The organism is Vibrio clamense (genome assembly GCF_050337905.1).
In the GTDB taxonomy this organism is placed as follows: domain Bacteria; phylum Pseudomonadota; class Gammaproteobacteria; order Enterobacterales; family Vibrionaceae; genus Vibrio; species Vibrio cortegadensis.
Genome location: NZ_JAKJTJ010000023.1, coordinates 193,127 through 209,048, shown reverse-complemented (window position 1 = coordinate 209,048; position 15,922 = coordinate 193,127). Strand labels below are relative to the sequence as shown.

Genomic DNA, 15,922 nt, shown 5'->3' with positions numbered 1-15,922 from the left:
ATTTGGTTATGACCATCGCAACAAATAGTGAAAAGCTTATGAATAGCTCATCGATCTCAATGAAACGTGGATTACGGACGAAAAAGCGGGTTGATTGGAAAGAACGTATTTTTCACGGTTTATTTTTAACTAGTGCGGTTATTGGCATTGTGTCATTGTCAGTTATCGCTTATTTCATTTTTAAAGAGAGTATCCCTGCATTTCAAGCGGTAGGTGTTTCAGGCATCGTTCTCGGACAAAACTGGCTCCCACCTGCGCTTTATGGCGTTGCAACAATGATTGTTGCCTCAGTGGTTTCAACATTAGGTGCTGTGGTGGTTGGGGTTCCCATTGGCTTACTGACCGCAATTTTTATTGCTGAAATTGCACCAAAACCACTGGCTAATATTATTCGCCCTGCGGTTGAGTTACTCGCAGGTATCCCTTCGGTGGTATACGGTTTTTTTGGTTTGGTGATCATCGTCCCTCTTATTCAAAACATATTCCAAGTTCCTGCGGGTAATACGATTTTGGCTGGAATTATTGTATTGGGCATCATGATTCTGCCAACTGTTATAACGGTATCAGAGACCTCAATACGTGCTGTTCCCAGTGTTTATAAAGAGGGCTCTTTGGCGCTAGGGGCATCAAAGATATTTACTATTTTCAAACTGTTAGTTCCTGCCGCTCGTTCTGGGATCATGACGGGTGTGATTCTTGGCATTGGCCGTGCGCTAGGCGAAACAATGGCAATCATTATGGTGATGGGAAATGCTCCAGCGATGCCCGAAGGGATTTTAGACTCTGCTCGAACGTTGACAGCCAATATCGCAATCGAAATGTCTTATGCCAGCGGGATCCACGCGAATGCATTGTATGCGACTGGCGTTGTATTACTGGTTTTCATCATGTCATTAAACGCTGTTTTACTGTATTTAAATCGTGAAAAAGCGAGGTAACTATCATGACTTCACAAAATATGACCACCTCAGAGAAAAAAGCGATGTCGGCGTCAACAGCATCCGATAAATTGAAAAGTGCAAAACTCAAAAAACAGCGTCAGTTCAAAGACAATGTATTAAGTGTCTTTATTTGGGGCGCTTCAGCATTAACCGTAGGCTTCCTGTTTTGGATCATGTGGTACATCCTTTCAAATGGTTTGCAGCATGTTGATTGGAATTTTGTTACCGATGACTACACACGAACAGGGGATGAACACGGAATTTTCCCGATGATTATCTCGACGATCTATATGGTGATCGCGTCGATTTCAGTCGCCGCACCGCTTGGGATCATGACGGCAATCTACTTAACGGAATACGCCAAAGTGGGCAGTAAATTGGTTAAGATTATCCGTTTCTGTACCGAATCATTAGCGGGAATTCCATCGATCATATTTGGTCTATTTGGTATGACTTTCTTCGTGGCAATACTTGGGTTAGGTTTTTCCATTTTGTCGGGAGCATTAACGCTGAGTATTTTGATTCTTCCTGTCATTATTCGAACAACGGAAGAGGCTCTAATGGCAGTGCCGCAAACGTATCGAGAAGGATCTTATGGGCTAGGCGCTCCAAAAATTTATACGATTTGGCGTTTAATTCTACCAAGTGCCATGCCTGGGATTTTGACTTCCGTCATTTTGAGTATTGGCCGTGTTATTGGAGAGTCGGCACCTGTATTTCTTACCGCAGGTATGGTGGCGCGTATCCCAGATAGTTTATTGGATTCAGGAAGAACGTTAACGGTTCACCTGTATAAGCTCACCACGGAACTATTTTCTATTGAAGAGTGGAACCAAGCCTATGGCACGGCAACTGTATTGATTGTAGTGGTGTTACTGATCAACACCCTGACCAAACTGATAGCCAGTCGTTTTAATACTGCAACGTATTAAACATTGAGTACTTCAAGTACATAGTCGCTATCAGCCACAACAGAATTTAAGAGAACTTAAAATATGAACAAATTTGATATTCAAGACCTCGATCTTTTTTACGGTGAAAATCAGGCACTAAAAACCATTAACTTACCTGTACCAGTGCGCCAAGTTACGGCATTGATTGGTCCGTCGGGCTGTGGAAAATCAACATTACTTCGGTGCTTAAATCGAATGAATGATTTAATTGAAGGCGTGAAGATCACTGGTCGACTTGAAATGGATGGTGAAGATATTTACGGCAACATTGATGTCGCCGATCTCCGCATCAAAGTCGGCATGGTATTTCAAAAACCGAACCCTTTTCCTATGAGCATTTACGAAAATGTCGCGTATGGATTACGAGCTCAAGGCATCAAAGATAAGAAGCATATCGATTCCGTGGTTGAGCGTTCGCTACGTGGTGCCGCGCTTTGGGATGAAGTAAAAGACCGATTGAAATCACATGCCTTTGGTTTATCTGGCGGTCAACAACAACGATTATGCATTGCTCGTACTATCGCAATGGAGCCTGATGTCATTTTAATGGATGAACCAACATCCGCGCTTGATCCTATTGCAACCCATAGAATTGAAGAGCTGATGGAGGAGCTGAAAAAAGAGTATACGATCGTTATCGTGACTCACTCAATGCAGCAAGCAAGACGTATCTCTGATCGTACGGCTTTCTTCTTAATGGGAGAACTAGTGGAGCATGATGATACTGCCGTTATTTTCAGTGAACCTAAAGATGACAGAACAAAAGGCTATGTTAATGGTGATTTTGGTTGATATGCAATCATGCGCTAGTAGTAAATTCTAAGAAATCACTATAAAAATATATGCGATGAATTTTGCCTCACTTTATGTGGGGCTTTTTTTTGGAAACAAAATCCCAATAATGTCTAAGTACTCTAGGATGTTGCAAATAGAGTTTCAAAAATGCGGTGCATTTAACAATCGACATCTAGCGCCATTGATTGCATATGGTTTTTTGAGCAATGATCCAGCCATTAGATGACATTATTGGGGTCCCTTGGTGTATATAAAAACGTTCTCAAAACAAGTTTCAGCAGTAAGAGATCATAGAGTGTTGGCTGAGGTGTTATTTGCTTACCTTCAAGAGGAGCTAAGTATCGAGGGCGCGCTCATTTTTCGTGATCCTATTTATAGTCCACGAACTGTCCCGTTATTCTCAATTGGTACTTTTTCATCACTCATCTCTTATCCATCTACTTTTTGGAAGTGGGCGGCACAGTTTGATACTGCGGAAGGATTCATACCTATCGCCATGAATAGCTGTATATGGGATGAGAAACCAAAGCATGAATGCTCTTATGTCATGATGCTGGATAATTCAACGGCTTCTCGAACTTACATTATCATTCAAGGTATTAAAGATGAGAGTGTCGAAAAAATATTTGAATCTACATTTGAGTTTTTACAAATTGCGGCGGCAAAATGGCAATGCGTGCGAGCTGAAAAAAATGCGGCTTTAGAGATTAAAAATCGAGATGTACGTGAAGCGCAATACCTCGATGAGATTAAAATGCGCGAACAGTTTGTAAACAACATGAAGTTGGTACAAAAGGTCGCCTTAGAGCTGTCTAATCCAAAATCCCTTGATGAATTATATAAAGCAGCAGTCGAAGCGGTACGTGATCAGCTTGGCTTTGATCGTGCGGTATTCATGTTACTTGATATGAAGAAGCGATGCTTCAGTGGGACTTATGGAACGGACGAATTTGGGAAAACAAACAGTGAACATCAGACCCAGTATGATATTCATCAGCTAGAAGAAGAGTACATTGAAGGGTTATTCAGTAAAAAAAAGAATCTGGTTGTGATCGAAAATGCCCCTCTCTACACGGCTGGTAAAGTGGTCGGGCAGGGGTGGAATGGCATGCTGATTTTAAGAGAAGCGGGAGAGGCTTTTGGTTGGATCGCAATGGATAATTTGGTTCATCGCAATGCAATTACTGATTATCAGAAACAGATGTTGGAGTCTTTTGGTTCGCTTCTGGCGCAAATATATATCCGTAAGCGCCAAGAGCAGAGCGTTCGTATGCTGCACTCTAGTATTGTCGAGCTTTCGAGGTGCGCGACGGTAAGTGAAGTTTGTAAGTCCGCCGTCACCTTTGCGATTCAACATTTAGGTATCGATCGTTTAGCCGTTTTTCTAACCGATGAAAAATGCTCTTATATGCAAGGTACATGGGGGACTGATACTCAAGGCAATGTGGTGGATGAATCCTACTATCGAAGTGAAACCACGAATAAATCGATCGTGAATCAAGCGAGATCGGTACCAAACGAAGTGGCTTTTGAAGAGTCAGTTCCTGTTTACCATGACTGTAAAATTGTAGGTTTTGGTTGGACATCAATGACGATGCTGACCAGTAATAGTGGTGTCCCTATCGCTTTTATCGCCGCAGATAATTTGCTAACTCGTAGTCCATTAACGTCCCAGTTGAGAGAAATGATCCGTATGTTTGCATCAAGCTTAGCCGAAGTGCTTCAGCGAACGGAAGCGCAAGAGGCGATCCGAGAGTTGAATGAAAACTTAGAGCAAGAGGTCTCTAAACGAACTCATGAATTAGAACAAGTGAATAGGCAGCTTGAGGTGCTTTCAAAAATGGATCCTCTGACCCGCTTAGGCAACAGAAGAATGTTGGATTATCACTTGGAAAAATTATGTGAAATAGAGAGCGAGAGGGAACTCACTTTTGGGGTCATCATTCTTGATATCGATCATTTCGGGCTGTTCAATAATTATTATGGTCATCTTGAAGGGGATATCGCCTTGATTCGAATCGGCAATATCCTTGAGCGATATGCTTCAGGTGAAGATCAAACATTTTGCCGCATTGGTGGTGAAGAGTTTGCATTATTACTTGTAGATACCACCGAAAGAGAAGTGGAAGAGAAAGCGGAAGCGATACGTCAAGGTATCGAGAATGAGAACATTAGGCACATTGATAACCCTGACAATACATGCTTAACGGTATCCATCGGGTACACATGGACCACAATGACATCGGCGAACTTTAATTTTGACTCGCTATACAATAAAGCTGACGAAGCTCTATATCATGCCAAAAGGTCAGGACGAAATTGTGTGAGTTGTTTGGACCTATCGAGTGAAAATGCTTAGTCGAGTGAAAATACTTAGTCGTGTGACGCTGACATAGAAACATTTGATTTATCTTAGTTGGAATGTCGAGAAGGTCAGAGTTTCGGGATGTAACGAGGTAGCTTGTTTTGCTTCTGCTATGTTTAATAAATATCAGGTTTATTAAATATCAAAAGCATAAGGGCATCAAAATGGAATTTGATTGGGTTGAATGGTTTGGTTATTTAGCTTCGCTTGTAGTACTCGTCTCATTAACCATGACGTCGATTATTAAATTACGGGTGATTAATTTTATTGGTTGCTTGTTATTTGCGGCCTTTGCCTATTTCATCGATTCATACCCCACCATGTTAATGAACCTCGGAATTGCGGGGATTAATGTGTATTACCTCTACAAAATTAGCCACACTAAAGAGAAGTTTAAACTGATTTCGGCGTCGGTTGGTTCTGAATATTTTGAGCATTTCATTACAGCAAACCGCGAAGATATCGAGCGGCAAATATCGACAGAAGAGTTAAAGTCAGCAGACACTGCTTTTTATATGCTTAGGAATAACAGTATTGCAGGGTTGCTGGTGGGTAAGAGAGAGCAAAATGGAGTACTGAACGTCTTACTTGATTATGTCACGCTAGAGTATCGTGATTTTAAAATTGGTCAGTATTACTTTAAAACGCATCCTGATGTGATAAAAAGAAGGGGGTTCAACTCGTTACACGCGCACGCAAATAGTGATGAACACCGTACTTACTTAGAAGCGGTAGGGTTCTTGCCTTCGGATGCGGATGATCAGTTATTTATTAAGTATCTGTAATCTTAATTATTCTAATTAATCTGATAAAAGGGAGCCCAAAGTTCATTTGGCTCCCTTCCCTTTGTTCACTTTAACGGCTATCTCGTATTAATAACTATCTCATATTAATAACCATCTCATATCAATAACCATCTCATATCAATAACCATCTCACCTCAAAAGCGACCTCCTCACGCCAATCAGTCATGCCGCAGTAGTGATGGTTATTTTCATTTAAAGTTTCGCTAGCACTGATTTGTGTTTCGACTTTTGTGCTGTAGAGCTGATTTTCATCGCTTTTTTAATCAATTTAAGCAATGACTTGTTACTCCATTGAGACCGAGTTTCCCCATAGTGACTTTCATGCATTCGCTGGAGTTCATTCTCCATCGCATGGCGAACATCTGTGTCCAAATTGACTTGCGAGTACATCCAACTAGAGACGGCTTGTTGAATACGAATCGGATCACCGGCATCGATGGTTTGCAGTAGGCCAAGGTCTTGAGGGGCGATCTCGGCTTTGCTTGCTTGTGTACCGACATTTTTTGGCTTGGTTCTCCAAAACTTGATGGCAATAAGCACGGTGATTAGCCATAACGTGGCAAACATATAAGTCAGATATGGCCAAATGCCAGCATCAATAACCGTGATGGTTTGTGTTTCAACAGGCACAGCCTTAGTTGGCGCGCTTGGCAAAGTCAGAGCCGTTTCGTTACCCGGTTTTACCTCTAAGGTTAGTCCATCAATATTCGCTGTTTCCTGTTGTTTTAACTGAGTATTCCACCATGGGATTTTTACAGAAGGAAGTGTCACACTGCCTGTCGATTTCGGGATCAACACTTGCTTCACTGTCATTACGGTTTGACCCTGATCGGTGATGTCAAATTGAGGCTTTTCATCATAGACTCTAAGAGAGTCTGGATACGTTACATTCAAATTAGGCAATTGAGTTTCAGACAATCCATCAACGGTTAAAGAGATGGTTCGAGTGAGTGATTCACCAACTTTGGTATCGAAATTCGAGGCAGGATCGAGATTTTTACCAGACTCATCTTGCCAAGTCTGTTTGAGTGTTAGCGATGGTGTTGGTAGCCAAAACCCACGGTAATTATCGGGTTTGGCTAATACTTTGATCGTGTAGGAATCGGCTTTGGTATTCAGTTGGATTAGACGTGTGGAGCCATTGCGGTTCCCTCCATAAACCACGGCACCTTTCAGACTTGGACCTAACAGTGTCGCGTTAGTGTGCCCATTATCATCAGCGGTTATGTGATAGCTCTGATCGACAATCGTCACTTCCATTCCATCGATAACGCTTTGATATTGCTTGGAGTCCCCAATTGCTTCGATACGGACTCCGGTTGCTTTCGGTTGGATTATTTGTGGGTTTTGTAAGCGTCGCGGATCCGCCTTAATAATCAGTCGGGCATGAAACCGTGTACTTTCATTCGGGTAGAGCTCATTTTTCTCTAACTGAGTTTGAAATTCAACCATGTCGTTTTGGCTAGGAGCCGATGTGTCGATACTTGATTGAATAACGATAGGCTGGGTTGATACTCCCCCGACAGAAAAACTAGGGATTGTCAGTGTTCCTAATTTGAGTGCCGCGAGAGAGACCGTCCATTCACTGCGGACACTCCGATCACCATTGATGATATTAATCGCCGAACCGAAACTTGGGCGACCTAGATAGAAATCGGACTCTAGTGATGTAAAGTTAATATTTTCAGAGCTGAGCTTATGATCCGCGACAATTTTAAGCTGAAACACTTCATCTTTGGCGACTCTGTTTTTACTTACGCTTGCGACTAAGGACTCAGCATGAGCGATTGAGCTTAGGCCTAACACTAGGCTAAAGAGCACCGTGGAGAGTACTCTTATGAAAAATGGATAGGTGCGTTTCATTCTATTTACCACTTTTTATTGTTTTGTTGAGGGGCGTTTCTTTGTTGCGCTTGTAACAACATTTGTGCTCGTAATAATCGACTAGGATCGCGAGCACTTTCGACTTGTTCTAATCGCCTAACATCTGGGTCAACCTGTTGTACCTTACTGTTCTCTTCTGGAGAGGAGTCAGTTGATGGACGGTTGGCTGTTTGGGGATCGGTCAGGTCTTTCTCTTCAGGCAATTGAGTACCTTCAGAGGGCTTATCCTGTGAAGGCTCAGTTTGTGACTGCTCCGCTTGTGGAGACTTAGCCTGTGGAGACCTAGCTTGTGAAGATCCAGCTTGTGTATCATTCTCATCACTAGGTTCCGGTTTAGGTTGCGAGCCCGAATGATCGCTTTTTTGTTCGCTATCTGATTTCTCGCTTCCTTTATGAGGCTCAGAACGATCATTCTGTGCCGATTCGTTTTTTGAACCTTGCTGACCACTCTGTTTATTCTGTTGAGATGACTGGTCTTTGTCCGATCCTTGTGACTGAGAAGCGTTGTCATTCTGCTCTTGGTTCTGTTTAGAATCTTGTTGCTGTTGCTGTTGCTGTTGCTGTTGCTGTTGCTGTTGCTGTTGCTGTTGCTGTTGCTGTTGCTGTTGCTGTTTAGCTTGTTCAACAATGTCCAAGTTCTTCTTTGCAAGTGCATGGTTTGGATTGTTTTTTAGCAGCTTTTGATAGTGCGCAATAGCGTCATCTAGTTGACCGGATTGAGCATACGCATTGGCAAGGTTGTATTGATCATCTTCGCTGCTTAAAGGCGTTAAAGTCTCTATCGCAGATTGATAATCTCCCGCCTTATACTGAGCTGCACCTTTCCAACTTTGATTTGCAAACTGCTGAGCGGCAGATTGGAAATCTTCATTTTCAAATGACTGGTAGGCTTGTTGATCATCGGTTTTCCAAGGGTTCGCTTGACTTGGCGTTGGGTAAGCAAGTGGTAAAAACAGTAATGCGACACTCCAGATACCTCCCTTTCTAAATAGAAATAAGCCAGGGATCAACAGTAGAGGAACTAGCCAGAAACCATTATTGACTCGTTCGGTCAGTCGTTGGTCACTGTGCTTTTTAGCGCGGCCTTGGTTGCTAAGTTTCTGATTTGCAATCAGCTCTACATCACTGCTTGAATGCTGAAAAGGCGCAAAAACGCCACCCGTTGACTGGCTTAATGACTGCATGTTACCTAGATTAGATTTCGCGATAACGGTAGCCCCTGAGCTCTGTTTGAGTAGGCTGCCGTCACTGAGTTTTATTGGTGCTCCCTCTTCTGTTCCAATGGCTAGAAATGAGAGTTCCCACTGTTGGCTAGAAGTAAGTTCCTGAATCTCTTGATATTCACGGTCATCAATATCGTCACTGATAAGAATGATCTGACCTTGATGATTACCAGCATTGGTTAACATCTCGATGGCGAGTTTCACCGCTGAAGCCGCATCGGCTCCTTGATATGGCATGATATCAGGAGATAAGTTAGGAATGAGAGCATGCAATGTATTCGTATCGCTTGTGAGTGGACTGACCGTATAAGCATCACCGGCATAAGCGATGAGCCCTGTAGCCCCCTCTTTCCAAAGCGGAAGTAGATCCAAAGCTTTATAGCGTGCTTGGGTTAGCCTGTTGGGTTGAATGTCGGTGGCATAGAGAGACATCGACATATCCATGACGAGAACACGTGCCGTCGCTAAGTCGAAACTCGGCTGCTCTGCTTTTTGAAAACTAGGCCCAGATAAAGCAACAATTGCCACAATACCGCTTAGTGCAAGACCAATCGAGAGTGGTTTGTGATTTTTAGTTTGATTGAAACCGAGCTGCTTGGCTAAATGTGGCGCAATCAGTCCTGTTGAATTTTTGCGTCGAAATAGCCAAAGGCAAAGTATGAAAAGTGGAATGATCGCCACTAGCCAGTAGGGATAGAGAAAAACGAAACTAGCCATGATTTCTCCTCAGAATGATTAATATCAGAGAAAGAAGCAGTGCGAATGACAAGGGTAAGCCAAACCATTCACTTTGAGGTCGCCAAGTTTGTACCGCGGCACTGATCGGCTCTAATTGGTTTATTGTATCGTAGATGGTGGAGAGTTCTTGGCTATTGCGAGCTCGGAAATACTGCCCACCCGTCATGCTAGCAATCTCCATCAGCGTTTTCTCATCGAGATCCTGAGCAGTATTCACTTTGCGAGTCATGAAGAACTCTTTGACGACCATTTCACCTGCGCCTACGCCAATGGTGTAAATCGTGGTATTGAATTTCTTAGCAATGGTTGCCGCTTCAAGCGGGTCTAACACGCCAGCGGTGTTGCTGCCATCACTGAGTAAAATCATCACTCGTTGTGGCGCATCACTGTCTACAAAGGTTTTCGTTGCAAGCCCGATCCCATCACCAATGGCAGTTTTAGTCCCAATTAAGCGCAAAACGGCTTGATTCAACTGCTGCGAAATGGTGTTTCTATCTAAGGTGAGTGGTGTTTGTAAATAAGCGTGATCAGCAAAAAGAACTAAACCTAAGCGGTCGCCTTTACGTTTATCGATAAATTCGGACAGCACATTTTTTACGGCACTTAAACGATCGATAAAGTCATCACCTTGCTTCATGTCTTGTTGATTCATGGAGTAGGAGAGGTCAACCACTAGCATCATGTCACGATGTTTAGGTTGAAAATCAACAGGCTCACCATACCAAACCGGCCTAGCACTTGCGCATACAAGCAGTAGCCAGATGGCACAAGCAAGCACTTTTGCCAATAAAATATTTGGCGTTTTGGCTGTTGATTGTTCAGGCAAATAAGGCAGTTGAATGGCCGCTCGCTGCTTTACTGCGGGGGCAAACATATAGATTAAAAAAGGCAAAGGGAGGATGAAAAACGCTCCCCACCAAACGAATTCAAGACTAAACCAATTACTCACGACCACCTCTCTTTGGTGGCAGAGCTTGTTCGATCCAAATTTGGCAATCTTCAATCAAGCTTTGTTGTGTTTCTGAAGATGGTTTTTGGTAAAGAGCTTGCTGCCAGACGGCGCTATTTGGGGTAAAGCGAGGTTGGCTTATTTGAGAGTCCAAAAATGCATACCACTCTTCGCCAGACAGCATAGCAATGCGCTCTCTTGGGTAGTAACTGAGAGCCGCTTGACGCAAGAGTTCGATCGCTGCTGATGGGGTATGTTCCAAAGCTTGGTTGGTAATGATTTTCAGAGCCGCTTTTTTTGGTGCTAGTTTCTTCTTGCGCCAACGCAAATAAATAACAACAAGTAACACCGTAAAGCAGGCCAAAGCCATTAATGACCACCAACCCCATGCGAGCGGCCACCAACTTGGAGCGTCAGGCAGTAAAGCCGGGTTTAATGGTAACGTAGGGGGTTGGGTTGTTGTTGATTGTGTCATGAATGTGTTCCAGTAATTTGCTCAACTAAAGATGTTGCACTTGAGATAGAGGTGTAATTGATTGCGAGAGAGCAACATAAATCGTTCAATTTATTCTGTTCTTGTTGAAAAGCAGCTTCAATATTACGACGGGTATTCGGCGATGAAAAATCAAGCCATAACGCTTTGAATCCGTTTGAGACTTTTTCACTTCCGCGGTAATGGGTTTGACCTTTTTCTAAAGGGTCGTAAATATGAACGAGACGAAGTCGGTTGTGTTTTCGTAATTGAGTGAGTAATGCTCTATCTGACTCTTGATAGCGCATGAAGTCACTTAATAGGATGATTTCACTTCCTTTGGGGCAGAGCTGGTGCAATGTTTTTAACCCAGAAGCCATCGACGGCATGTCTGAGCCACGTTGATTCAGCTTGTTTTCCTGTAGCGATTCGTTATGCGCAGTAACTAATTGCTGCATGATGCGAAGAGGGCTACTGGTACGCGAAGAGGGGCGGAACTCAAACCGTTGTTCGCCTGTGTCTATAATGGCTCCGATGCGGTCTTTCTGCGCTACGGTTAACCAGCAAATTAGACTCGCGATATGAGCAAGTTGTACCGACTTAAGTGCCATTTGAGAACCGAAAAATAGGCTTGGATTGAGATCAATATATAGCACCACTGGCTGCTCGCGCTCTTCGCTAAACAGCTTGGTGTGAGGCTTACCTGTTCGTGCTGTCACCCGCCAATCAATACTGCGGATGTCGTCTCCAGGTTGATATTGGCGGACTTCAGAAAAATCCATCCCTCGACCTTTTTGGCGGCTTTGATGCTGGCCACTTAATTGAGACCATAAACTGTTCGCTGGGGGTAACCAGCGTACAGTTTGAGACTTATAGTGCAGGAGTTCATCTAAACAGAGATTCACACCATCACTATGTGGGGGTAATTGGTTATCCATAGAAATACTCAAATTCTTAAGCTCGACTTACTTCATAAGCGCTATCTACTTCTTAAGCACTATCCACACCTTAAGCACTACCAACAAGGGTCAGAAGCTGAGAAATGACAGTGTTTGGGTGAACGCCTTCTGCTTGAGCGTGATAGCTTAAAAGCAGGCGATGCCTTAAGACTGGAAATGCCATCGCTTGTACATCTTCTGGCGTCACAAAATCTCGATTTGACAGCCAAGCATGAGCGCGTGCACAGCGATCAAGGGCGATCGTTGCTCGTGGGCTAACCCCCATTTCTAACCACTGATCCAACTGTTCTGCGCCAGTGTTGTTGGAGTAAGCTTTAGGCTCTCTGGTCGCCATGACCAAGCGGATAATGTACTGCTCAACACTTTCCGCCATATGAATTTCCAACACCTCTTTACGGGCTTGGAAGATATCTTTCTGGCTCAGGTGTGCAGGTTGAACTGGCGTCGTTCCAAGCGCTTCGCCTCGATTAAGACGTAAGATCTCTAGTTCACTTTGAGCATCAGGGTAGTTGACATCGAGATGCAGTAAAAAACGGTCGAGTTGGGCTTCAGGAAGTGGGTATGTCCCTTCTTGTTCAATTGGGTTTTGGGTGGCCATTACTAGAAAGAGTTCAGGCAATTTATAGGTACTTCTACCGACTGAAATTTGTTTTTCGGCCATCGCTTCAAGCATCGCAGCTTGTACTTTGGCTGGCGCTCGGTTTATCTCATCAGCAAGGACTAATGAGTTAAAGATCGGCCCAGGTTGAAAAATGAACTCGCCCGTTTCAGGTCTAAAGATATCAGTACCCGTTAAATCTGAAGGTAAGAGATCAGGTGTAAATTGAATACGGTGAAAATCGCCCTCAATACAGTCAGCCAAAGACTTAACCGCACGAGTTTTCGCTAAGCCAGGTGGTCCTTCAACTAAAATGTGCCCGTCTGCTAGTAGAGCGACAAGCAGTTGTTTTACTAGCTCAGTTTGACCGATGATTTGAGATTCTAAATATTGCTTAAGTTGAGTGAAGGCTTCGGACTGCATGAGTGTTCTCTCTGTTATTTGTAGCATGAGCTACGTTGTGCTCGAAAATACATCTATTGGTTGATATTAAAAGGGAAAAGTTCCTTAAATCGGCCAACTTTTTCATGTCTATTATTATGGGGCCAGATTTAAGCGATCCAACCATTCAGAATTGAAAGATTAAATTTAAAAAACAATTTCAAAATGTCGCAGACAAACTAAAGTTAGTTATACTTTTGCCGATAAAAAAAGATCAAGTGATTAATCCCCCAACAGAAGGGCATAATGATGTTCAAATTGAGCTCCATGAGTATCAAACAAAAAGTTGTTTTAGGCATGACATTTGCCGTACTTGCTTCCACTGTCATTGTCGGTGTTATGGCTCAGCGCCAAGCCCGTGAAGTTCTTACCCATCGTTTAATTGATATTGAATTACCAGCCATGTTGGAGAAGGTTAATTCTGAGATCGACCAAGAAGTATCAACCCTACTTTTTGCTGCTGAACAAACCGCTAATAACGAATTCATCAAAGAGGCTGTCTCATCAACCGATCGCGATCCAAGTACCGAAGCGATGCTGGTTAAGCAGCTGAATAATATCCGTAGCCAATATAAACTAAACGATGCGTCGGTGGCTAACCGCCAAACTGCTTATTATTGGAATCAAGGTGGCTTTTTGCGCCAATTGAACCAACAGCAAGATGGTTGGTTCTTTGGATTTACTCAATCTGGACAGCAAACAATGGTGAGCATGTTCCAAGAGGCGAGTGGCGAAGTGAAAATGTTTGCCAATTTCCAACAGGTCAATGGCACAACAATGTCTGGGCTATCGAAATCGATGGACGATATGGTGCGTCTACTTAATGGCTTCAAAATTGAATCGACAGGTTTTGTTTTCTTAACGGATTCAAAAGGTTCGGTTCAAATTCATCGTCAATCAGACAAAAGCCAGTCTAACTTAAATTCACTGTATGGCTCTGCATCCAATCAGTTACTGAATAAATCAGGCTTTAATTTGATTACGACGGAATACAATGGACAAGATGTGTTTATCGCAAGTAACTACGTACCTTCAATGGATTGGTTCGTTGTTGGCGTTGTACCTGTCGATGAAGTCTTTGCTGATTTGAATGCCACAGCACAAAAAATGCTGATGACGACCATTATTGTGGCGCTTATTTTCATTGCGATGGGTGTTCTACTCGCAAATAGCATCGCAAGCCCAATCAAACTGATATCGGAACGCTTCACTGATTTAGGCAAAGGTGATGGCGATCTGTCGCAAAGAATTGAAGTGAAAGGCAATGATGAAATCGCCCAGTTATCTCAAGGCTTTAATGGTTTTATAGAGAAAATTCACGAGTCGATGAAAGAGGTCGCTTCAACCAGTCGAGCATTGCAGTCTGCTTCTGAAGGCGTCTCGAATAAAGCACACATCACTCGTGATAACAGCCACGAGCAGCGTGATCAAACCATTCAAGTTGTTGCTGCTGTCAACCAGATGGGTGCGACGATCAGTGAAATCGCGTCTAATGCGGCGACGGCGGCAGAAACCGCAAACCATGCATCAGACAATACAGAAATGGGTCGTAGTGTCGTGACTCAAGCGAAAGATGCGATCAGCCGTTTGGCGGCCGATATTGAGAACACGGGCTTAGTGGTACAGCAATTAGCATCAACTACTCAAGATATCGGTTCTATTCTTGACGTTATTCGTGGGATCTCTGAACAGACTAACTTGTTGGCACTCAATGCGGCGATTGAAGCGGCACGTGCTGGTGAGCAAGGTCGTGGCTTTGCGGTGGTCGCGGATGAAGTGCGCAACTTAGCGAGTAGAACGGCTGATTCAACTGAAGAAATTCAGAAGATGATCAACCAACTGCAAAGCGATGCGAAAGATGCGGTTTCAGCGATGGAAGCAGGTAAAGCCATTACGTTAGAAGGTGTATCTTCGTCTGATGAAGCCGTTGGTGTATTGGTGACGATTTCAGAGCGAATTATTGATATTTCAGATAGAAACACTCAAGTTGCCACCGCAACAGAAGAGCAGTCAACGGTAGTACACACCATTAATCAGAATATCGAAGAGATTAACGCGATTAACGAAGTGACGACTGGGACGGCTGAGCAATTAGCCGAAGCGAGCCAAGAACTGCGTGAATTATCCGCTCGTCTAGATAATATGGTCGGTAGCTTTAAGCTATAAGTGATTTATAACCTTATTAAATTTTAGGTTATGAGTGGTAGAGGTGCGTAGGTCGCAGTGCCGCGCACTGTCACTCAATAAGACTCGATCAAATTTGTCACGAGTCATGTTGATTACAGTGATCAGTCGGTTTGGTTTAGAAAAACTATTATGTTCTAGAAACTAAAACTATAAATAGGTAAAATTCAAATCAGATATGATGATTAGGTAAGTAAAATGAGCGATTTTGAAAAAGAACTGGCTGAGTTTTCACAGCAAGCGAGTAACGAGCCAGAAGTAAAACTACCTTCTCTAGAAGAGCAAAAAGCGGTAGTTGCTGAACTAAAGAGATTGGAAGCGGAAGGTAAACTTACACCAGAAGTGCTAGAGCAGCATTTTGGTAAATTTCAGTCTGATAACGATGCACCGATTCACTAGTAAAGCGATTAAGTTATTCAATTTAAAGGCACCTTATTGGTGCCTTTTTTATTTGCACTATTTCGTGATAGAAATAATTACGCTGTCTTCTTAAATATAAGAATTATTAATCAAGCGTATGAAAGCGAAGTATATTCTTTATGACTTTTGTCTAGGTTGGCTATTACAAAACTTGACGATTTGAAAGAGTTAACCACATTATTAACTGCAAAAGA

13 protein-coding genes are annotated in these 15,922 nt (G+C 43.1%); 7 read left to right on the top strand and 6 right to left on the bottom strand.

Going from position 1 to position 15,922, the window contains the following annotated elements; translation table 11 throughout:
- The first annotated feature begins 8 nt into the window (after positions 1 to 8).
- The 5 genes from pstC (at position 9) to L4C39_RS11915 (ending at position 5,839) form a co-directional block, all read left to right on the top strand.
- On the top strand, positions 9 to 938 hold the full coding sequence (gene pstC / locus L4C39_RS11935) for a phosphate ABC transporter permease subunit PstC (RefSeq protein WP_113798463.1): 930 nt from the start codon (positions 9 to 11) through the stop codon (positions 936 to 938).
- Positions 939 to 1,009: 71 nt separating this feature from the next.
- The gene (gene pstA, locus L4C39_RS11930) at positions 1,010 to 1,873 is read left to right on the top strand and encodes a phosphate ABC transporter permease PstA (protein ID WP_113798766.1); all 864 of its coding nucleotides are present in this window, start codon (positions 1,010 to 1,012) and stop codon (positions 1,871 to 1,873) included.
- Positions 1,874 to 1,936: 63 nt separating this feature from the next.
- A complete protein-coding gene (gene pstB, locus L4C39_RS11925; protein WP_017053521.1) occupies positions 1,937 to 2,686 on the top strand; it encodes a phosphate ABC transporter ATP-binding protein PstB in 750 nt (249 codons plus the stop codon).
- Between the two features lie 247 nt (positions 2,687 to 2,933).
- A complete protein-coding gene (locus L4C39_RS11920; protein ID WP_113798461.1) occupies positions 2,934 to 5,048 on the top strand; it encodes a sensor domain-containing diguanylate cyclase in 2,115 nt (704 codons plus the stop codon).
- Between the two features lie 170 nt (positions 5,049 to 5,218).
- Positions 5,219 to 5,839 carry a hypothetical protein gene (locus L4C39_RS11915; RefSeq protein ID WP_429746066.1) on the top strand — a complete coding sequence of 207 codons (621 nt, stop codon included), beginning with the start codon at positions 5,219 to 5,221 and terminating at the stop codon, positions 5,837 to 5,839.
- Positions 5,840 to 6,052: 213 nt separating this feature from the next.
- Here the strand turns inward: L4C39_RS11915 and L4C39_RS11910 are convergent, their stop codons facing one another.
- The 6 genes from L4C39_RS11910 to L4C39_RS11885 all read right to left on the bottom strand — a co-directional run bounded on the left by L4C39_RS11910 (position 6,053) and on the right by L4C39_RS11885 (position 13,106).
- Positions 6,053 to 7,723, bottom strand: coding sequence for a BatD family protein (locus tag L4C39_RS11910; protein ID WP_429746064.1), 1,671 nt, complete (start codon positions 7,721 to 7,723; stop codon positions 6,053 to 6,055).
- A gap of 5 nt (positions 7,724 to 7,728) precedes the next feature.
- On the bottom strand, positions 7,729 to 9,684 hold the full coding sequence (locus L4C39_RS11905; RefSeq protein ID WP_429746062.1) for a vWA domain-containing protein: 1,956 nt from the start codon (positions 9,682 to 9,684) through the stop codon (positions 7,729 to 7,731).
- A complete protein-coding gene (locus L4C39_RS11900; protein WP_429746159.1) occupies positions 9,677 to 10,579 on the bottom strand; it encodes a vWA domain-containing protein in 903 nt (300 codons plus the stop codon). Before L4C39_RS11900 ends, L4C39_RS11905 begins: the two co-directional genes overlap by 8 nt.
- Before the next feature lie 67 nt (positions 10,580 to 10,646).
- On the bottom strand, positions 10,647 to 11,129 hold the full coding sequence (locus L4C39_RS11895; protein WP_113798452.1) for a DUF4381 domain-containing protein: 483 nt from the start codon (positions 11,127 to 11,129) through the stop codon (positions 10,647 to 10,649).
- Entirely contained in the window at positions 11,126 to 12,064 is a 939-nt protein-coding gene (locus L4C39_RS11890; RefSeq protein WP_113798450.1) for a DUF58 domain-containing protein, read from the bottom strand. The genes L4C39_RS11895 and L4C39_RS11890 overlap by 4 nt, the downstream gene beginning before the upstream one ends.
- A gap of 70 nt (positions 12,065 to 12,134) precedes the next feature.
- Complete coding sequence (locus L4C39_RS11885) at positions 12,135 to 13,106, bottom strand: AAA family ATPase (protein WP_017053529.1); 972 nt, start codon at positions 13,104 to 13,106, stop codon at positions 12,135 to 12,137.
- Between the two features lie 267 nt (positions 13,107 to 13,373).
- Between L4C39_RS11885 and L4C39_RS11880 the strand changes: the two genes are divergently transcribed.
- A complete protein-coding gene (locus L4C39_RS11880; RefSeq protein WP_429746157.1) occupies positions 13,374 to 15,290 on the top strand; it encodes a methyl-accepting chemotaxis protein in 1,917 nt (638 codons plus the stop codon).
- 216 nt (positions 15,291 to 15,506) lie between these two features.
- Complete coding sequence (locus tag L4C39_RS11875; protein WP_017051643.1) at positions 15,507 to 15,707, top strand: hypothetical protein; 201 nt, start codon at positions 15,507 to 15,509, stop codon at positions 15,705 to 15,707.
- The last annotated feature ends 215 nt before the right edge of the window (positions 15,708 to 15,922 follow it).

Coding starts and splice junctions, on each gene's coding strand:
- pstC (WP_113798463.1), top strand. CDS start 9: ATGACCATCGCAACAAATAGTGAAAAGCTTATGAATAGCTCATCGATC.
- pstB (WP_017053521.1), top strand. CDS start 1,937: ATGAACAAATTTGATATTCAAGACCTCGATCTTTTTTACGGTGAAAAT.
- L4C39_RS11915 (WP_429746066.1), top strand. CDS start 5,219: ATGGAATTTGATTGGGTTGAATGGTTTGGTTATTTAGCTTCGCTTGTA.
- L4C39_RS11910 (WP_429746064.1), bottom strand. CDS start 7,723: ATGAAACGCACCTATCCATTTTTCATAAGAGTACTCTCCACGGTGCTC.
- L4C39_RS11905 (WP_429746062.1), bottom strand. CDS start 9,684: ATGGCTAGTTTCGTTTTTCTCTATCCCTACTGGCTAGTGGCGATCATT.
- L4C39_RS11900 (WP_429746159.1), bottom strand. CDS start 10,579: ATGTTTGCCCCCGCAGTAAAGCAGCGAGCGGCCATTCAACTGCCTTAT.
- L4C39_RS11895 (WP_113798452.1), bottom strand. CDS start 11,129: ATGACACAATCAACAACAACCCAACCCCCTACGTTACCATTAAACCCG.
- L4C39_RS11890 (WP_113798450.1), bottom strand. CDS start 12,064: ATGGATAACCAATTACCCCCACATAGTGATGGTGTGAATCTCTGTTTA.
- L4C39_RS11885 (WP_017053529.1), bottom strand. CDS start 13,106: ATGCAGTCCGAAGCCTTCACTCAACTTAAGCAATATTTAGAATCTCAA.
- L4C39_RS11880 (WP_429746157.1), top strand. CDS start 13,374: ATGTTCAAATTGAGCTCCATGAGTATCAAACAAAAAGTTGTTTTAGGC.
- L4C39_RS11875 (WP_017051643.1), top strand. CDS start 15,507: ATGAGCGATTTTGAAAAAGAACTGGCTGAGTTTTCACAGCAAGCGAGT.